The 17,383-nt window shown below is 59.9% G+C and carries 17 protein-coding genes and 1 pseudogene; 9 read left to right on the top strand and 9 right to left on the bottom strand.

Going from position 1 to position 17,383, the window contains the following annotated elements; translation table 11 throughout:
- Positions 1 to 21: 21 nt before the first annotated feature.
- From PH558_RS14165 to PH558_RS14185, 5 genes and pseudogenes are all read left to right on the top strand, one after another.
- Entirely contained in the window at positions 22 to 615 is a 594-nt protein-coding gene (locus PH558_RS14165) for a TetR/AcrR family transcriptional regulator (RefSeq protein ID WP_285205029.1), read from the top strand.
- Positions 616 to 772: 157 nt separating this feature from the next.
- Positions 773 to 1,243 carry a MarR family winged helix-turn-helix transcriptional regulator gene (locus PH558_RS14170; RefSeq protein WP_285205030.1) on the top strand — a complete coding sequence of 157 codons (471 nt, stop codon included), beginning with the start codon at positions 773 to 775 and terminating at the stop codon, positions 1,241 to 1,243.
- Positions 1,240 to 3,311: pseudogene (locus PH558_RS14175) on the top strand (FUSC family protein). The gene PH558_RS14170 and the pseudogene PH558_RS14175 overlap by 4 nt, the downstream one beginning before the upstream one ends.
- Before the next feature lie 4 nt (positions 3,312 to 3,315).
- Positions 3,316 to 3,525 (top strand): DUF1656 domain-containing protein, encoded by a 210-nt coding sequence (locus PH558_RS14180; protein WP_285172824.1) that lies wholly within the window; start codon positions 3,316 to 3,318, stop codon positions 3,523 to 3,525.
- Positions 3,522 to 4,412: an efflux RND transporter periplasmic adaptor subunit gene (locus PH558_RS14185; protein WP_285205031.1), complete on the top strand. Its 891-nt coding sequence runs from the start codon at positions 3,522 to 3,524 to the stop codon at positions 4,410 to 4,412. The genes PH558_RS14180 and PH558_RS14185 overlap by 4 nt, the downstream gene beginning before the upstream one ends.
- Before the next feature lie 28 nt (positions 4,413 to 4,440).
- Here PH558_RS14185 and msrQ read toward each other — a convergent pair whose 3' ends face one another.
- Entirely contained in the window at positions 4,441 to 5,094 is a 654-nt protein-coding gene (msrQ, locus tag PH558_RS14190; protein ID WP_285205032.1) for a protein-methionine-sulfoxide reductase heme-binding subunit MsrQ, read from the bottom strand.
- Positions 5,094 to 6,044, bottom strand: a complete 951-nt coding sequence (gene msrP / locus PH558_RS14195; RefSeq protein WP_285205033.1) for a protein-methionine-sulfoxide reductase catalytic subunit MsrP — start codon at positions 6,042 to 6,044, stop codon at positions 5,094 to 5,096. Before msrP ends, msrQ begins: the two co-directional genes overlap by 1 nt.
- 338 nt (positions 6,045 to 6,382) lie before the next feature.
- Between msrP and ilvD the strand changes: the two genes are divergently transcribed.
- Complete coding sequence (gene ilvD, locus PH558_RS14200) at positions 6,383 to 8,221, top strand: dihydroxy-acid dehydratase (protein ID WP_095434678.1); 1,839 nt, start codon at positions 6,383 to 6,385, stop codon at positions 8,219 to 8,221.
- A gap of 215 nt (positions 8,222 to 8,436) precedes the next feature.
- Here ilvD and PH558_RS14205 read toward each other — a convergent pair whose 3' ends face one another.
- Positions 8,437 to 8,784: a lysozyme inhibitor LprI family protein gene (locus PH558_RS14205; RefSeq protein ID WP_483314157.1), complete on the bottom strand. Its 348-nt coding sequence runs from the start codon at positions 8,782 to 8,784 to the stop codon at positions 8,437 to 8,439.
- Between the two features lie 174 nt (positions 8,785 to 8,958).
- Here PH558_RS14205 and PH558_RS14210 point away from each other — a divergent pair, with 174 nt between their 5' ends.
- Entirely contained in the window at positions 8,959 to 10,362 is a 1,404-nt protein-coding gene (locus PH558_RS14210) for a DegQ family serine endoprotease (RefSeq protein WP_095434679.1), read from the top strand.
- Complete coding sequence (locus tag PH558_RS14215; RefSeq protein ID WP_095434680.1) at positions 10,359 to 11,675, top strand: replication-associated recombination protein A; 1,317 nt, start codon at positions 10,359 to 10,361, stop codon at positions 11,673 to 11,675. The genes PH558_RS14210 and PH558_RS14215 overlap by 4 nt, the downstream gene beginning before the upstream one ends.
- A gap of 32 nt (positions 11,676 to 11,707) precedes the next feature.
- Here the strand turns inward: PH558_RS14215 and PH558_RS14220 are convergent, their stop codons facing one another.
- The 6 genes from PH558_RS14220 to PH558_RS14245 all read right to left on the bottom strand — a co-directional run bounded on the left by PH558_RS14220 (position 11,708) and on the right by PH558_RS14245 (position 15,134).
- Positions 11,708 to 12,016 carry a DUF1883 domain-containing protein gene (locus tag PH558_RS14220; protein ID WP_095434681.1) on the bottom strand — a complete coding sequence of 103 codons (309 nt, stop codon included), beginning with the start codon at positions 12,014 to 12,016 and terminating at the stop codon, positions 11,708 to 11,710.
- A 95-nt stretch (positions 12,017 to 12,111) separates the two neighbouring features.
- On the bottom strand, positions 12,112 to 12,381 hold the full coding sequence (locus tag PH558_RS14225; RefSeq protein ID WP_285205034.1) for a hypothetical protein: 270 nt from the start codon (positions 12,379 to 12,381) through the stop codon (positions 12,112 to 12,114).
- A 32-nt stretch (positions 12,382 to 12,413) separates the two neighbouring features.
- A complete protein-coding gene (locus PH558_RS14230; protein WP_285205035.1) occupies positions 12,414 to 12,608 on the bottom strand; it encodes a hypothetical protein in 195 nt (64 codons plus the stop codon).
- Positions 12,609 to 12,752: 144 nt separating this feature from the next.
- Positions 12,753 to 13,694, bottom strand: a complete 942-nt coding sequence (dapA, locus tag PH558_RS14235) for a 4-hydroxy-tetrahydrodipicolinate synthase (protein WP_285205036.1) — start codon at positions 13,692 to 13,694, stop codon at positions 12,753 to 12,755.
- A gap of 12 nt (positions 13,695 to 13,706) precedes the next feature.
- Positions 13,707 to 13,934, bottom strand: a complete 228-nt coding sequence (locus PH558_RS14240) for a hypothetical protein (protein ID WP_285205037.1) — start codon at positions 13,932 to 13,934, stop codon at positions 13,707 to 13,709.
- Positions 13,935 to 14,117: 183 nt separating this feature from the next.
- Positions 14,118 to 15,134, bottom strand: a complete 1,017-nt coding sequence (locus tag PH558_RS14245) for a ketopantoate reductase family protein (RefSeq protein ID WP_095436255.1) — start codon at positions 15,132 to 15,134, stop codon at positions 14,118 to 14,120.
- Between the two features lie 230 nt (positions 15,135 to 15,364).
- On the opposite strand from PH558_RS14245, the gene PH558_RS14250 reads away from it, so the two are divergent.
- Positions 15,365 to 17,278: a hypothetical protein gene (locus PH558_RS14250; RefSeq protein ID WP_285205038.1), complete on the top strand. Its 1,914-nt coding sequence runs from the start codon at positions 15,365 to 15,367 to the stop codon at positions 17,276 to 17,278.
- The last annotated feature ends 105 nt before the right edge of the window (positions 17,279 to 17,383 follow it).

Raw genomic sequence — 17,383 nt, forward strand, 5'->3', positions numbered from 1 at the left:
ATTAGGAAACCGCGTTCGCCGATGCGAAAAGAGCCGAGCCAGGCGCGTTCGCGGGCAACGGTCGATGCGATTGTCGAATCGGGTGCTCGCGTTTTAGGGGAGCGCGGATGGGCCGGCTTCACGACCAATACTGTGGCGGCCGTTGCCGGTATCAGCATCGGCTCGCTTTATCAGTATTTCCCTGACAAGCTTTCCTTGGTCGAAGCCGTCAGGCGTCGTCATTTCGATGAGGTCCTTACGGTCATGCGCAAAACGATGGCCGGTACACTGCCGTTGCCGCAGCGTGCGGAGGGGCTCGTGCAAGGCATGATCGACGCTCACAATGTGAACCCGGAGCTTCACAGGGTGCTGCTGGATGAGGCTCCGGGCCACGATGGTTCGAGGTTGGCACACGATGCCTTCCTGGCAGAATATCACGCTCACTACAAAGCTTTCGTCGCCACGCATCGCAATGACCGCGACGGTCCCTCCGACGATGTTCTCGCGCAACTGCTATCCGGTGCGGTGGAAGGAGTGATCCACAGTGCAGCTCGAAAGCATGTGCTGGGCTCGCCGGAACTGAAGCGGGAGCTCATCAGAATGATATGTTCCTATCTGAGCAACGGCGATCGATGAAAGACGGGTCGAGTGGCTGGGCCGATCTGCACGCCTGCAATCTCGGCCTCTTTACTGTCTTGGTTATCGTCGAGTGCATAGCTGCATTTCCCATTTGGGATGGCGCTTTTGATGATAATAATTTGAATCCTAATTAGTTTAGTGCTAATAGGTTCTCATGAACTCGTCAAACGCTCTACAACGTCTCTTCACCGCCAATCTACTGACCACCGGCCGCCAATGGCGCCGGGCTGTCGATCTTGCGCTGAGCTCCCATGGCATATCCGAGGCGGTGGCCGCGCCGCTGCTATGGATCGGCCGCCTGGGGGGAGGCGTGCGGCAGGTGGTGCTCGCCACCTGTGTCGGTATCGAAGGTCCGTCCCTTGTTCGGCTGATCGATCAGCTCGAAAGCATGGATCTTGTCATTCGCAAGGATGATCCGACGGATCGGCGCGCGAAAGGCCTGTGGCTGACGCCGGAAGGCGAAAAGCTGGCCTCTCGGATGGAAGACGTCCTTGATGAGCTGCGTGGCAAGATCCTCGCCAATGTCGACCCTGCGGATATCGAAGCCGCGGTTCGCGTCCTGAAGGCTTTCGAGGAGTTTGAGGCATCCAAGGCCGTCGAACCGGAGCCGGAGAAGGTCTTATGAGCATTCCATCCTGGCGCGAGTGGTTATTTTCCGTCAAAGCCTTCATGGCTGCGATCATGGCGCTGTTCATCGCCTTGTCGCTCGATCTGCCGCGTCCCTATTGGGCGATGGCCGCTGTTTATGTGGTCGCCAATCCTCTTGCCGGCGCAACCAGCTCCAAGGGGCTTTACCGCGCGCTCGGCACGCTTATCGGTGCCACCGCGTCGGTGATCCTCATCCCGCTCTTTGTCAACGCGCCGGAACTGCTTTCGATCGTTGTCGCGCTGTGGACCGGCACCTTGCTGTTCATCTCGATGCTCGACCGCACCTCGCGCAGCTACGTCTTCATGCTGGCTGGCTATACGTTGCCGCTGATCGCGCTGCCGACCGTCGGATCGCCCGAGACCATTTTCGATGTCGCACTTGCCCGCTCCGAGGAAATTCTCATTGGCATCGTCTGTGCGAGCGTGGTTAGCGCCGTCGTCTTTCCGAGCAGCGTCGGTACTGTCCTCGGCCAGCGCATAGGTTCCTGGCTGGATGATGCCGGCACCTGGGCCGACGAGATCCTGCGCGGCGAGGGCGCTTCGCCGGCAACTCCCTTGAAGCGGCAGAAGCTTGCTGCTGACGTTTCCGGCCTGGATCTCGTCATCAGCCAGTTGCGCTATGATGCCGGCAGCCGCGACATCGTCAGGCATTCGCGCGAGTTGCGCGGCCGCCTGCTGATGCTGCTGCCGCTCTTCTCCTCACTTGCCGACCGCCTGCACGCCTTGAAGGCTGGTGGCAAGCCGCTACCGCAGGAATTGGTCGTTGTTTTGAACGAGGTGGCCGATTGGCTGGGGCAGGGTGGTCGTGGCAAGGTCGATGAGACCGCTGAGACCTTGTCGCGGAAGATCGAGGAGTTGCAGCAGAACGACCTCGATATCGGCTGGGACGATCTCGTCCGATCGAGCGCTCTCGCCCGCCTCAAGGAAATTGTCGACTTATGGCAGGATTGCCTGACGCTGCGCGCCCAAATAGTCTCAGGACAGCAGGTCGGTACCTGGCGCCCCGCCTTCCGCTATCGCAATGTCGTCGGTCGCAGCAGGCACTATGATTACGCCCGGTTGCTTTCTCGGCCGGTAGCGTCATCGCCGGAATTGCCGTCGCCTGCTTCTTCTGGATCTATTCCGGCTGGGCGGATGGTGCCGGCTTCATCGCCATGGTGGCCGTTGCCTGCTCGTTTTTCGCCGCGCTCGATCGTCCCGCGCCCTTCATCACCACCATGTTTATCTGGACCGCGGTGAGCCTGGTCATCGCCTGTGTCTATATCTTCGGCGTATTGCCGTCGATTTCCGGCTTCGAGATGCTGGTGCTGGTCTTTGCTCCGCCTTTCCTGGTGATGGGGCTGCTGATTACCCGCCCGCAGACCAACATGCTCGGCATGCTGCTGGCGGTGAACGGCGCAAGTTTCATCGCGCTGCAGGATCGTTACACCGCCGATTTCGCCAGCTTCACCAACAGTGCGATCGCGGCTCTAGCCGGTGTTGGCTTTGCCTTGGTCTGGACTTTGCTCACCCGCCCATTCGGTTCGGAGCTTGCCGCCTGGCGGTTGGTCCGGGCTGGCTGGAGAGATCTGGCCGAAACTGCCGCCGGTATCCGCCGCGCCGATCATGAACGGCTCTCCGGCCGCATCCTCGACCGCCTGGGCCAGCTCGTGCCCCGCCTTGCAGGCATCGAGGACCGCGAACTGAAAAAGGTCGACGGTTACGCAGATGTGCGTCTCGGCTTTAACGTGCTGATGCTTCAAAAAGAGCGTGGTCAACTGAAACCAGCTGCCGCTGCCTCGGTCAGCGAAGTGCTGATCGGCGTGTCGGATTTCTATCGTTCGCGGCTGAAGACAAAACGGGCGGTGGATCCGGCCGACGAACTGCGTGTGTCGATCGACCATAGCCTCGAAGCGGTTGCGCGGGAAAAGCGAGATTCCGCTCGGGCAAGCCTCGATGCACTGGTCGGTCTTCGCCGGGCGCTCTTCCCCCATGCCGAACCGCCGACGAGCTGGCGACCGCCCGTCGCCGATACAACGCAACCTCATCCTATTGCCGCCGAGTAATATCATGCCCGCAGAATTCGATCTTTATGGCGTCTATATCCCGCGCCTTCTCGTCCTCATGCTCCTGACGCTGTTTGCCGTCATCATCCTTCGACGTCTGCTCGCATGGATCGGAGTCTACACTCTGGTCTGGCATCGCGGTCTCTTCGATCTCGCGCTTTACGTCCTCCTCCTCGGCGCCGTCTCCTCAGTCTCCCGTTGGTACTTCACATGAACGCGTTAAAACTCATCGGCCGTGTGGCCGTCACTCTCATCTTCGTTATTGCCGCCGTCTATGTCGGCCGTCACCTCTGGGGCCATTACATGGATGAACCGTGGACGCGCGATGCGCGCCTCAGGGCTGATGTCGTCGGCATCGCGCCTGACGTCTCCGGCCTGGTGAGCGAGGTCCTCGTCAAGGACAACCAGACCGTCAAGAAGGGCGATATCCTCTTCCGCGTCGATCGCGATCGTTTCGCCATCGCTCTCGAACAGGCGGATGCAGCCCTTGCCAGCAGCAAGGCGGCTCTCGAGCAGGCTCAGCGCGAAAGCGCGCGTCAGGCGCGCCTTGGTGATGCCGCCTCCCTGCAGCAGAAGGAGCAGGCGCTGACCACCGTGCAGCAGGATGAAGCTGCCGTTCGCCAGGCGATTGCCAATCGCGAACTCGCCCAACTCAATCTCGATCGCTCCGAAGTTCGCGCTACCGTCAACGGCACGATCTCGAACCTCAGCCTGCGTCCGGGCGACTATGTTTCCGCCGGCACTGCCAAGGTGGCTCTGATCGACAGCGATTCCCTGCGCGTCGAAGGCTATTTCGAAGAAACCAAGCTGCCGTGCATCCAGATCGGCGACGAGGTTCATATCCACTTGATGGGGCAGGCCGAGAAGCTGACCGGTCATGTCGAGAGCATCGCCTATGGCATCGAGGACCGCGAACGCACCTCCGGCAGCCTGCTCGCCAATATCACGCCGACCTTCAGCTGGGTGCGTCTGGCGCAGCGTGTGCCAGTGCGCATCGCGCTCGACAAGGTACCCGATGGCACGAAGCTCATCGCCGGCCTCACGGCGACCGTCGAAGTGCAGGAACAGGGCCAAGCCAAGATCGCCAGCGCTGCGGAATGACTTCGCTTGAAAGGTAGAGCGGCCGTTCTCAGGCCGCTCTGGAACTAGAAGCCGTAGCCGGCTTGCGTGCTGCCCGTCGCCTTTCCATCATGATCGGCCGGTAGGATCTGTAGAGGATCATGGCGATCAGCAGGCCGATATAGATGAACTGCTCCACGGATAGCACCTTAGTCGATAACGCGAAGTGCAGGGCACCACAGGCGGCGATGATGTAGACGAGGCGATGCAGCCAGATCCATGTCTTGCCGAGACGCTTGATCGAGAAATTATTCGACGTCACGGCCAAAGCCAGCAGCATGACAAGCCCTGCCATGCCGAACATGATGAAGGGCCGCTTCAGCACATCATTGACGACGGCCTGTACGTCCAGCGCCTGGTCTAGGACCATATAGACCGTCAGATGCATCAGCGCGTAATAGAAGCAAAGCAGGCCGAGCGCGCGGCGATAGCGCAGATAGTTCCAGCCAAAGAGATCGCGAAGCGGCGTGACTGCAAGCGTCAAAAGCAGAAAGCGGATCGCCCATAGCCCCAAGAATAGCTCGAACGTCTTGACGGCATCGGCGCCGAGCTGATCCGTCGCCCCGAGATAAAATTCCCAGGCGGCCGGTAAAAGCCCGACAGCGTAGAGCGCCCAGACGGAGGCGGGCTGCCAGCGCTTGGGAAGAGCGAAGGAGAAAGCCATCAGAAATTCACCTTGAGGTCCATGCCGCTATAGAGACTGGCGACCTGATCGGCGTAGCCGTTGAAGGGCAGGGTGGGGTGGCGGTTGGAGCCGAAAAAGCCGCCTTCGCCGATGCGCCGTTCGGTCGCCTGGCTCCAGCGCGGATGATCGACGGCCGGATTGACGTTGGCATAGAAGCCATATTCCTGGCTGTTGGTCGCCTGCCATGTGTTCAGCGGCTGCTTGTCGGTGAGCGTGATGCGGACGATCGACTTGATCCCCTTGAAGCCATATTTCCACGGCACGACGAGTCGGATAGGCGCGCCATTCTGATTCGGCAGGGTCTCGCCATAGAGGCCGACGGCAAGCAGCGTCAGCGGATTGCGCGCCTCGTCCAGACGCAGGCCCTCGACATACGGCCAGTTCAGGGATTGCAGGAGGCCCGATTGCCCCGGCATTTCTTCGGGCCGCACCACCGTCTCGAAGGCAACATATTTGGCGCTCCCCTGCGGTTCCACCTTGTCGAGCAGGGCCGAAAGCTGGAAACCATCCCATGGAATGACCATCGACCAGGCTTCAACGCAGCGCATGCGATAAACCCGCTCTTCCGGCGGAAACTCCTTGATCAGCGCATCGACATCGAACGTGCCGGGCTTGTTGACCATGCCATCGACCTTGATCGTCCAGGGACGCGGCTTGAACTTGCCCGAGAGGCTGGCCGGATCGGACTTGTCGAGGCCGAATTCGTAGAAATTATTGTAGGTGGTGACGTCCTTGAGCGGCGTCAGCTTCTCATTGACCGTATAATTGCTCTTGGTCGCCGTCAGCGCCTCGGCCAGCGCCGCCTTGCTGCCGATTGCCGCCATGCCAACACCGGCCGCTGCCGCCGTCAGGAACTCGCGACGCTTTAGATAGATCGAGCGGGGTGTAATCTCTGAGGATGCGATTTTCGGCGGGCGATAGGCGGCCATGGAACAATTCCTCTATGCGATAACAGCTTCGATATGAGCGATACGCAACGGACACAGGTTTTGTTACACTTTTAGGCTGGCATTTCTTTGGAAGTGAAAGCAACTTTTTGTGTGCGCTTGTCATGGGGCCGTTTCGTTCCCAACTTTGGTCGAGCGACTTGTTTGTCCGGATATGGCCGTTGCCCGGCAGCGTACCGGATTCGCTTGAGTTGATAGTGACAGTACTGCACGATTGGATTAGGACAATTCCAAAAAGCGGAGTTGCCGGCGCTTTTTGGCCTGAAATCCTTGGCCGATGTCCGACGCCGCACAATTTCCAGGATGACGAGGAAGACACCATGCCAGCTTATCGTTCCAGAACAACCACCCACGGCCGCAACATGGCCGGCGCGCGCGGCCTTTGGCGTGCGACGGGTATGAAGGACAGCGATTTCGGCAAGCCTATCATTGCGGTGGTCAACTCCTTCACCCAGTTCGTGCCCGGCCACGTCCACCTCAAGGATCTCGGCCAGCTGGTCGCGCGCGAGATCGAAGCGGCCGGCGGTGTTGCGAAGGAATTCAATACCATCGCCGTCGACGACGGCATCGCCATGGGTCATGATGGCATGCTCTATTCGCTGCCCTCGCGCGAGCTGATCGCCGACAGCGTCGAATACATGGTCAACGCCCATTGCGCCGACGCCATGGTCTGCATCTCCAACTGCGACAAGATCACCCCCGGCATGCTGATGGCCTCGCTGCGCCTGAACATTCCAACTGTTTTCGTGTCCGGTGGTCCGATGGAGGCCGGCAAGGTCGTCCTACACGGCAAGAAGCATGCGCTCGATCTCGTCGACGCCATGGTTGCCGCCGCCGACGACAAGATCAGCGATGAGGATGTCCAGGTCATCGAGCGCTCCGCCTGTCCGACCTGCGGCTCGTGCTCGGGCATGTTCACGGCCAATTCCATGAACTGCCTGACCGAAGCGCTCGGCCTGTCGCTGCCGGGCAACGGCTCGACGCTTGCCACCCACGCCGACCGCAAGCGCCTCTTCGTCGAAGCCGGCCACCTGATCGTCGATCTTGCCCGCCGCTATTACGAGCAGGAGGATGCGTCGATCCTGCCGCGTTCGGTCGCTTCCAAACAGGCTTTCGAGAATGCCATGGCGCTTGATATCGCCATGGGTGGCTCGACCAACACGGTTTTGCACATTCTGGCCGCCGCGCATGAAGGCGAAGTCGATTTCACAATGGCCGACATCGATGCGCTCTCGCGCCGCGTACCGTGCCTCTCCAAGGTTGCACCGGCAAAGAACGACGTTCACATGGAAGACGTGCATCGCGCCGGCGGCATCATGTCGATCCTCGGCGAGCTCGATAAGGGCGGTCTCATCAACCGCGATTGCCCGACGGTGCATTCCGAAACGATCGGCGATGCCATCGATCGCTGGGACATCACCCGCACCAACAGCGAGACGGTGCGCGAATTCTTCCGCGCGGCTCCTGGCGGCATTCCGACCCAGGTTGCCTTCAGCCAGAACGCCCGATGGGAGGAGCTCGACACCGATCGCGAGAAGGGCGTCATCCGTTCCGTCGAGCATCCCTTCTCCAAGGATGGCGGTCTGGCCGTCCTCAAGGGCAATCTGGCGCTCGATGGCTGCATCGTGAAGACGGCCGGCGTCGATGAATCGATCCTGAAGTTCTCCGGCCCGGCCAAGGTCTTCGAAAGCCAAGACGCAGCCGTCAAAGGCATCCTCAACAACGAGATCAAGGCCGGCGACGTTGTCGTCATCCGCTACGAAGGCCCGAAGGGCGGCCCCGGCATGCAGGAAATGCTCTATCCGACGAGCTATCTGAAGTCGAAGGGCCTCGGCAAGGCCTGCGCGCTGATCACCGATGGCCGCTTCTCCGGCGGCACCTCGGGCCTGTCGATCGGGCACGTATCGCCCGAAGCGGCCAATGGCGGCACGATCGGCTTGGTGCGCGAAGGCGACATGATCGATATCGACATCCCGAACCGTATCATCAGCCTGCGTGTCGATGACAAGGAACTTGCCGCTCGCCGTGAAGCCCAGAATGCCAAGGGCTGGCATCCGGCGGAAGTGCGCAAGCGCAACGTCACCACGGCGTTGAAGGCCTATGCTGCCTTCGCGACCAGTGCTGACCGCGGCGCGGTTCGCGATCTGGGTGGGAAATAACAAAGCCCTTCGCCCCGCGCAGCGGGGAGAAGGTGGACTCGAACGGTCGAGCGGAGCTCGACCGCGAGAGGACGGATGAGGGGCTTTCGAGCTTTATCGCAGCGGCGGAGTTTGGCTGTCGCTGCGCTTGCCCTCTCCCTCTCCCTCTCCCTCTCCCCGCAGGCGGGGCGAGGGGGCATCTCAGCGAAAACCTTTACGCCATTCAAACCAAACTCTTACAGCGGCCGATTGATCTGCTTGTAGGTGTCGTTCAGCACTTTAAGGCGCTCCTCATAGGAGGTCTTCAAGCAGGCGACATCCGCCTCGCAAGCCTGCCGCTTCTTCAGCCATTCGGTCTGCTGGTCCTGCATCGTGCCCCGCGCGCCCATAGCAAGAAGGCCCGAGAGCAGGTCGAAGGTCGTGACCATCTTCACGTCGGCATCGTTAAGGGCGCGAACGTCGCAGATCGTCTTCTCATCCGGCTTCAGGTTCTGCGCCTCGCAATCGAAACTGGCGGCGTGAGAGGCTCCGGCCATGCCTACAGAGATGAGGAAGGTGGCGGCGGCAAGATGGTTCACTCGCATGTCTGGTTCCCTTTGACGATTCCCAACGCGAAATGCATGACAGCATGTTTTTGTTCATCGAGCCTGTTTTTTATCGTCGCCAACGTCCATTTATGCTTCATGGTTCCGCCCTCTTTTCTTTCTAGCGTCGGGCGCTACAAGGTTGTTTAAAGAGCATTAAAAAGGGAAATTTCCATGCATGTCCTCCTGAAGCGCACTGCCGTTTCGATGATTGCCCTCGTCATGGCGATGCCGCTTTCCGCTGAGGCTCAAACGGCAAAGACGCTGCCGCAAAGCCAGACGCAGATGCAGCTTTCCTTCGCTCCGCTGGTCAAGCAGACCTCTGGCGCCGTGGTGAATGTTTATGCCGAGCGTGTTGTGCAGCGTCAGTCGCCTTTCGCCGGCGATCCCTTCTTCGAGCAGTTTTTCGGCCAGCGCATGCCGAATCGCACCGAGAAGCAATCATCGCTGGGTTCCGGCGTGATCGTGGAGGCGAATGGCACTGTCATCACCAACAACCACGTCGTCGACGGCGCTGACGACATCAAGATCGCGCTTTCGGACGGCCGCGAATTTCCCTGCAAGGTCGTTCTGAAAGACGATCGCGTCGATCTCGCAGTCTTGAAGATCCAGTCGAAGAACGAGAGCTTCCCGGTTCTGCCGCTCGGCAATTCCGACGGCATTGAGGTCGGCGATCTCGTGCTTGCGATCGGCAATCCCTTCGGCGTCGGGCAGACGGTAACGAGCGGCATCGTCTCGGCGCTCGCCCGCAACCAGGTCAAGAACGAGGTCGGTTTCTTCATCCAGACCGATGCTTCGATCAACCCCGGCAATTCGGGCGGCGCGCTCGTCAACATGACCGGCGAGCTGATCGGGCTCAATACGGCGATCTTCTCTCAGGGCGGCGGCTCCAATGGTATTGGCTTTGCGATCCCGGCCAATCTGGTCAAAGTCTTCCTCGCCGCTGCCGATCGTGGCGACAAGGCCTTCGAGCGCCCGTATATCGGCGCCTCCTTCGAGCCGGTGACATCCGATGTCGCCGAAGCACTCGGCCTCGACAAGGTACGCGGTGCATTGGTGACGAAGGTGGTCGATGGCGGACCTGCAGCCAAGGCCGGCCTCAAGCCTGGCGAGGTGATTACGGCGCTGAACAACATCTCCATCGAACATCCCGATGCGCTCGGCTATCGTCTGACAACGGCCGGTCTCGGTGCGACGGTGGCATTGACGGTGCTCGACAATGGGAAGGAGCATCAGGCCACGATGACGCTCGCCGCCGCGCCCGAATCCACGCCGCGTGACGAGCGGGTGATCGAGGGCAACAACCCCTTCTCCGGCGCGACCGTTGCCAATCTTTCGCCGCGGGTTGCCGATGACCTGCATATGCCGCCGGATTCTTCAGGTGTCGTCATCGAAAGCCTGAAGCCGAATTCGCCGGCCGACCGGCTTGGATTTGCCGCCCGCGATATCGTCATTTCCATCAACGGGGTGGCGATCAACACGACGGAAATCCTTCAGAAGACCGTCACCTCAAACCCTAGTTTCTGGCGTGTCGAGATCGAGCGCGACGGCCAGCGTATCAGGCAGTTCTTCCGATGAGTGATGACCTGTTTGCACCGCGGATACCGGAAGAGGTCGCCAACAAGCGGCCTCTGGCCGATCGTTTGCGGCCGCAAACATTGGCTGAAGTCACCGGTCAGGAACATTTAACCGGTGAGGACGGCGTGCTGCGCCGGATGATCGAGGCGGGTTCACTGGGATCGATGATCTTCTGGGGACCGCCCGGAACCGGCAAGACGACGGTTGCAAGGCTTCTTTCGGGCGAGGCGGGGCTCGCCTTTGAGCAGATTTCAGCAATCTTCTCCGGCGTCGCCGATCTGAAGAAAGTGTTCGAGGCGGCACGTCTGCGCCGCATGGATGGCCGCCAGACCCTGCTATTCGTCGACGAGATTCATCGCTTCAATCGCGCCCAGCAGGATAGCTTCCTGCCTGTGATGGAAGACGGCACCGTCATTCTTGTCGGGGCGACGACGGAGAATCCCTCTTTCGAACTCAACGCCGCTCTTCTCTCCCGCGCCCGTGTCCTGACCTTCCATTCGCATGATGAGGAGAGCCTCGAAGAACTGCTGCGCCGCGCCGAAACGGTGGAAGGCAAGCCGCTGCCGCTGACGGAGGATGCTCGCGCCAGCCTGATCCGCATGGCCGACGGCGATGGCCGCTCGGTGCTGACGCTGGCCGAAGAGGTCTGGCGCGCTGCCCGCAAGGATGAGCTTTTCGATCCCGATATGCTGGTCAAGATCGTCCAGCGCCGCGCGCCCGTCTATGACAAGGCGCAGGACGGTCACTACAATCTGATATCGGCGCTGCATAAGTCGGTACGCGGTTCCGATCCGGATGCGGCACTCTACTACCTCGCCCGCATGTTCGATGCCGGCGAAGATCCTCTGTATCTAGGGCGTCGGCTGGTGCGCATGGCGGTGGAGGATATCGGCCTTGCCGATCCGCAGGCTCTCGTCATCTGCAATGCCGCAAAGGACGCCTATGATTATCTGGGGTCGCCGGAAGGTGAATTGGCGCTGGCGCAGGCCTGCGTCTATCTCGCCACCGCCCCGAAATCCAATGCCGTCTACACGGCCTTCAAGGCTGCGACCCAGGCCGCCAAGCAGAACGGTTCGCTTCTGCCGCCCAAGCATATCCTCAATGCACCGACCAAGCTGATGCGGACCGAAGGCTACGGCGACGGTTATCGCTACGATCATGATGAGCCGGATGCCTTTTCAGGCCAGAATTACTTTCCGGAGAAGATGGGTCGCCAGACCTTCTATGATCCGCCGGAGCGCGGTTTCGAGCGGGAAATTCGTAAAAGGCTGGATTGGTGGTCGAAGCTGCGCAAGGAGCGTGGCGAGAGCTAGTCCATATATCACCTGGCGGTGACGGATTGCCGCTATGCTTTTTGCATGCGTGGAACGGTTACCCTGTCTACCATTTTGACGCTCGATTCCGCCAGGCTCTTATGACCTTCCATATCGACCACCAGATGCCAATGGCCGGCCTCCGGAATGACCAGCCGTATCGGCGATTTCTTGGCAACACCACCGAGAAACTGGTGCTTCAGCGTTTCGGTGAAGCGCTCGAAATTCGAGCTATTCATCAGCCTGACATTGGCAATGGCGGAGAGGGTGATTTCGATCACCGTTCCGGCGTGCTGCTCTTTGAGGTCGTAGTGGCTGTAGCGGAAGGCAGGCTTCGACATGGCTTTCTGTTCTTTAGATATCTGGCCGGAAGCGTACCTTAAGGCGGTTAAGGAAGAGTTCGGCGGGATATTGTCGAAGCCTGCCAACGGCAAATTCAGTGCAGATTGGACGAGGCGGGGGCAAAGCCATCGAGGTCGAGGGTGGTACCTTCCGGTGCCAGGCAAATGTCGGCCGGATTGTGATTGCATTCTTCAGCAGCGAAGTGCAGGGCGGCGGCTTCATTTCGGAACAGGCCGCCAACGAGGCCTTGCCGGTCCTGAACGATCCAGCTGCCGCGGCGGTCACGGCCGATGATGAAGCGCGCCGGCGCCGAAGCGAGCGGGCTGTGAGCCGAGCGGCGGGGAAGATGCTGTGCGTTTGCCATTGTTATTTCCTCTTGGATCTCTTCGATTTCACTCAGTGTCCGGTCAGATACAGCGCCATTTGCAGAACGGCAGCGATCAGGATGACAAGTCCGAGGCGCGGAGCAACGGAGCGAATTCCGTCCAGCAATGAGTCCGAAGAGAAGGGCCGCTCGTTGCGCGCAAACGCGGCGGCACGAGAGCGTGGGAGAGGGTCGGCGGATAGCCCGGCATGCGTATGGCGTGACATCATAGTTCCTTTCAGTGTCACCAGCACCATGGGTCCGATAAGACCATTTCCGGTGCTACGCTGTTGAATCTAAGGGGGAGCTGCTAGGTTTTCCATTCGCCTGAAATGGCAAAAATATAAAAATCTCATAGAGATGAAGCGATTTCACAATCCACGGCGATAGGCATGGCGCGAGGCAAACCGGCCGCTGCCGTCGAGTTGAAACGGGGCAATTGCCGCCTGGATGGCCGCGGCCGTCTCTGTCCCGATGCCGACCAATGGCAGGCGAACCTCCCCCTCGATATCTCTCACCAGTGACAGGGCATGCTTGACCGTCGCCGGTTCGCTTTCGCGGCCGAGCGCGCTGAACAATGGCTGCAACCGTTCATCGATGGATTGTGCCGCGCCGACATTGCTGCAGGCGGCCGAATGCTGCATTGATTGAAAGAGCCGCGGAACGATATTGGCAGCTCCCGAGAAGCAGCCATGACCGCCCGCGGCCGTGAAGCCGATTGCGCTGGCGTCGTTCGAGGTAAACAGGCCGAACCGCTCCGGCAGAAGGGGCCGCCAGACGTCGACGCGTGAGATGTCGCTACCGCCGTCGGCGATCCCGATAATCCCTCGAATTTCAGCAAGCCGCGCGACTGTTGCCGGAGCGAGATCGACGCCTGTATGCGCTGGCTGGTTATGAATGATGATGGGCAGTTCGGTCTGCGCCGCCAGCTGCTCGAAATGGTGGACGATCCCTTTTTGCGTCGGCTTGGAATAATAGGGCACCGTTACCAAGGCTGCATCCGCGCCAAGGCGCTGTGCCTGTATCGTTTCCTCCAGGGTCGTCCTCGTGTCGTTGGTTCCGGTCGCGACGATGACGGGCACCTTGTCTTCCGAAAGCTCGATGCAGATTTCGATGGCGCGGGTGCGCTCGGCCTCTGTCAGCGTCGGGCTTTCGCCAATCAGCGAACAGACGAGAAGCCCATCGATCCCGCTTAGCAACTGCCACTCGATATGGGCCATCATGTCGACGCCATCGAAAACGCCGTCGCGGAAAGGCGTCACAAGGGCGGTGATCGCACCGCCGATGCGCCTTCGAAAAGTCGGTCTACTCATGTCTGTGAAATCTCAGAGGTAATGCAGCACGATGAAGAGCTCGAGAGCGCCGAGCAGCATTCCGAAGGCGAACATCGCCTGAAAGGTGCGCTTTTCCTGGACCTGGCGCGAATGAAGCGGGCGCTTGCGTGATCTTTTCGCTGTTGCTGCCGGTGCTGCAACGCGATGATGCTTCTCATCGCTGTTATGAACGAGGACGCGGATGGATTCCGTAAGATTGGGGGCGTGCGTGTCGAGCATGGGGGTCTATCTCCATATTCCACCGCAAGCGTAACGCCGGCCCCCATAGGAAATCCATTCGGAGTCAAAGACGAAGACGTAAGTGAAATATAAAGAACCGACATGTCCGGAGATCCTCCGGAAACTGGCACGGGGGACCGCTGCCGGAGGATTGAAAAACTATTTGGCGTAGTCGGCCGCCGCTTACTCGGCGCCCTGCTGGTTCTTGCGGTCGAGCTGCGTCACCAGCGCCAGAATGGTCGCCGAGACCGGCGTCGGTATATTCGCGAGCTTTCCGAGCGAGACGACGACGCCCACGAGAGGCGTGATTTCCAGCGCCTTGCCGGCAAGCAGATCCTGCAGCATCGAGGTGCGCACAGGTCCGATCTGACGGGAACGCTCAAGACGTTCCTCCACGGACATGGCGATGTGCGATCCCAAAGCCTCGGCAACGGCTTTTACCTCGCTCATTACCTGGCCGACTATAGTCGCAAGCGCGGGATCGTCCATGATATCGGACATCAAACCCCGCGTGAGCGCACTGATCGGATTGAAAGCGGCATTGCCCATGAGCTTGCTCCAGATATCGTCGCGGATGCGCGAGGAAATCGAAACATTGACCCCGGCCTGCTGCAGCAGCGCTGCGATAGCTTCGATATCGCCCATCGTCTCGCCGGAAGGTTCGCCAAGGATGAAATGTCCGTTATTGGCGAGTTTGACCTCGCCGGGTGCGACGACTTCCGCTCCCTGATAGGCAACGCAGCCGATGATGCGCTCCGGCCCGATCAGGCGCCAGAGATCGCCGTTCGGATCGAGCTCTTCCATCTGGTATTCGGCATGGCCGCTCTGACGGTCCCGATGGAAATACCACCATGGAACGCCGTTGAGGATCATGACGACGCGGGTGCCCGAATGCAGCAGTTTTGCAATGCCGGGGACAGCTGCGGCAAGCTGATGTCCTTTGAGGCCGGTGATGACGAGATCCTGCGGCGGAAGTTCGCCAGCATCGGTCGTCGCGGTCACCTGCGCGACGAGGGGACTATCCACATCGGCTTCCCAGAGGCTTATGCCGCCAGCGCGAATGGCCTCCAGATGAGCTCCGCGAGCCACGACGGAAATCTTCGTCTGCGCTTCTTTGGCGGAGGCGAGCTTGGCCGCGATCGCACCGCCGAGTGCGCCGGCGCCGTAGACACAGATGTTCTTGAAGGGAGAGGGCGTCATGATTTGATGCTCCGAAAGAAGTCGCATGCTCTGCCAAGATATGGCGAGCCCGTGATTTGGCGAGTGGTTTATCAGATTGTCGGCAATTGGAATTGAAAATCGCCAAACCTTCCGACACACTACAGGCTTATCGAAATTTCACCATACTCGTCCGAGCGCGAATGGGGTTAACAGGTAAAGGAAATACCTTCTCAGCCGTCGCTGCTTCACCCGGTTTTTGTGAGCAGATTATGTTTTCACTACATACATTTCGCGGCTTGAAGCTTTTGGACGGCGATGGTCACGAGGTCGCCTTTCCCGAAAAGGGCCTGTTGATCCTGGTCTATCTGATGCTGGAGCCAACCTCGCGCGCGTCGCGCAGCGCGATCGCCCGGTTTTTGTGGGGAGACGACAATGGCAGTGCCCAGGTCAATCTGCGCAAGCTGGTTTCGCGTGTCAGGGTTCGTCAGGAAGCACTCGGGAGGTCATTTCTGCGTTTCAGCGAGACAGCCGTCGAACTCGACGCGCCTCCAACCATCTCCGATCTCTGGTTTGCAAGCACGGACGATGGCGGACCTATCTTTGCAAGATTGCAATCGCTGGCGAGGACGCTCGCGGCGGAATTCCTGCAGGGTATAGATTGCCAGAGCGCGGTGTTCTTTCATTGGCGGGAGGCGCAAAGCGGCAGGCACTTGTCGGCACTGAAGGCGGCGCTGAAGGCCGCTGCCGCCGAAGCCAATGGGATGGCGGATGTCGCTCTGCTGAGAGAGGCGGCACTTCTGGTCTTTGGTATAGATCCCGAAGATCGCGATATTCATCGCATCCTGTTGCGGATATTCGATGCGGAAGGTGAGGTGGAGCACTTCAGGCAGATTTTTGCGCAACGTGCCGCGCTGCTGGCCTCATGGTCTGCGCAGCGGGAACACGCTTCGGAAATTCGAGCCGGGGATGCCCATCATGAACGGATTTCAACTGCGCGAGCGCGGGTGAAAATACCCCTCCTGCTCCTGCCTTCCACGGAGGGGCAAGGGAAAGATTATGATGCCTCATCCCTCGTGAACGATATCACAATCGGTTTCTGCGCGCTTGACAGTCTTCAGATTGCGGATCGTTACACGGCGGTCCGGGTTGGCAGGGCTGGGGAACGTGCCGTTGCAACTTTCGACCAATGGGATCGCTCCTACCTTCTCGAGATGCGGCTTAGCCTGCGCGACAACGGACCGCTGCTGTTTTCGCAACTGGTCGACGCCGCAAGCGATGAAATCATCTGGGCAGAGCGCATCAGCCTCGGACAATCCTCGCCCGAAGAGCGGAGACAGGCGGTCGCACGTCACATCGTGCTATCGCTTGCAGGGCAGATCGAACGGCGGGAGATGATGAGGTCGCATTTCGAGGAAAATCCAGCGGCCTATCAGCGCTATCTCGCCGGCAAGCGTTACATTGAGCGCCTCTCCGTACCCGATCTGCAGAGGGCGCGTGGGGAGCTTGAGATGGCGCTGCGCACTGGCGGCCACTTCGCGCCTGCCTTGAGCTCTATGGCCCGCACCTATTCCAAGGAATGGGTACTGACCTTCGGTGGCGATGCGGCCTTGCTGGACGAGGCGGAAAGCTATGCGATGCAGGCCATAGCAGCGCGGCGCGATATCGCCGACGGCTATCGCGAGCTTGGCATGACGAAGGTCTTCCGGAAGGCGAGTGAGGAGAGCATTGAGGCCTTGAAACTGGCCGAAGCCCTTAATCCGGGCCATGCCGGCATCATTGCCGACCATGCCGAAGCTTTGCTTCACGCGTCCCGGCCGGATCTCGCGCTGACGAAGATTGAAAGCGCTATCGCGCTCAATCCGGTAAGCCCCGATACCTATCTTTGGACTGCTTCCGTGGCGAGCTACACGCTCGGCCGCTTCGAAGCTGCGCTCGATTATATCGGCCGAATGGCGAATGCACGCCTGGCGGACAGGATTTCCGCCGCGAGCTGGGCGATGCTCGGGCATGAGGAAAAGGCAGGCTTTTTTGTTCGGCGCGTCCAAAGAACCAACCCGGATTTCGATGTCGATCGGTGGCTTTCCGTCGTGCCGTTCAAGGAGCAATGGCAGCGTGACATCTATCGGGAAGGGCTGCGACGGGCAGGTTTCTGGAAGGCAATGCCGAACGTGACCATGGCATAGCAGCTGTCCACCATCAGGTGGAAGTGTCGCCCTCGCTCACATCAGTGTTTTCCGATCGACACGGGCTCGGGCTAGTCTTTACCACAATCGCATCCTAACCTCTGC

Source organism: Rhizobium pantanalense (assembly GCF_030182525.1).
Taxonomy (GTDB): Bacteria; Pseudomonadota; Alphaproteobacteria; order Rhizobiales; family Rhizobiaceae; genus Rhizobium.

What these genes read in the sequence shown, in the direction of transcription:
- ilvD (WP_095434678.1), top strand. Translation starts at nt 6,383, where the DNA reads ATGCCAGCTTATCGTTCCAGAACAACCACCCACGGCCGCAACATGGCC.
- PH558_RS14170 (WP_285205030.1), top strand. Translation starts at nt 773, where the DNA reads ATGAACTCGTCAAACGCTCTACAACGTCTCTTCACCGCCAATCTACTG.
- PH558_RS14210 (WP_095434679.1), top strand. Translation starts at nt 8,959, where the DNA reads ATGCATGTCCTCCTGAAGCGCACTGCCGTTTCGATGATTGCCCTCGTC.
- dapA (WP_285205036.1), bottom strand. Translation starts at nt 13,694, where the DNA reads ATGAGTAGACCGACTTTTCGAAGGCGCATCGGCGGTGCGATCACCGCC.
- PH558_RS14230 (WP_285205035.1), bottom strand. Translation starts at nt 12,608, where the DNA reads ATGTCACGCCATACGCATGCCGGGCTATCCGCCGACCCTCTCCCACGC.
- PH558_RS14225 (WP_285205034.1), bottom strand. Translation starts at nt 12,381, where the DNA reads ATGGCAAACGCACAGCATCTTCCCCGCCGCTCGGCTCACAGCCCGCTC.
- PH558_RS14220 (WP_095434681.1), bottom strand. Translation starts at nt 12,016, where the DNA reads ATGTCGAAGCCTGCCTTCCGCTACAGCCACTACGACCTCAAAGAGCAG.
- msrP (WP_285205033.1), bottom strand. Translation starts at nt 6,044, where the DNA reads ATGGCCGCCTATCGCCCGCCGAAAATCGCATCCTCAGAGATTACACCC.
- PH558_RS14250 (WP_285205038.1), top strand. Translation starts at nt 15,365, where the DNA reads ATGTTTTCACTACATACATTTCGCGGCTTGAAGCTTTTGGACGGCGAT.
- PH558_RS14205 (WP_483314157.1), bottom strand. Translation starts at nt 8,784, where the DNA reads ATGCGAGTGAACCATCTTGCCGCCGCCACCTTCCTCATCTCTGTAGGC.
- PH558_RS14180 (WP_285172824.1), top strand. Translation starts at nt 3,316, where the DNA reads ATGCCCGCAGAATTCGATCTTTATGGCGTCTATATCCCGCGCCTTCTC.
- PH558_RS14240 (WP_285205037.1), bottom strand. Translation starts at nt 13,934, where the DNA reads ATGCTCGACACGCACGCCCCCAATCTTACGGAATCCATCCGCGTCCTC.
- PH558_RS14165 (WP_285205029.1), top strand. Translation starts at nt 22, where the DNA reads ATGCGAAAAGAGCCGAGCCAGGCGCGTTCGCGGGCAACGGTCGATGCG.
- PH558_RS14215 (WP_095434680.1), top strand. Translation starts at nt 10,359, where the DNA reads ATGAGTGATGACCTGTTTGCACCGCGGATACCGGAAGAGGTCGCCAAC.
- PH558_RS14245 (WP_095436255.1), bottom strand. Translation starts at nt 15,134, where the DNA reads ATGACGCCCTCTCCCTTCAAGAACATCTGTGTCTACGGCGCCGGCGCA.
- PH558_RS14185 (WP_285205031.1), top strand. Translation starts at nt 3,522, where the DNA reads ATGAACGCGTTAAAACTCATCGGCCGTGTGGCCGTCACTCTCATCTTC.
- msrQ (WP_285205032.1), bottom strand. Translation starts at nt 5,094, where the DNA reads ATGGCTTTCTCCTTCGCTCTTCCCAAGCGCTGGCAGCCCGCCTCCGTC.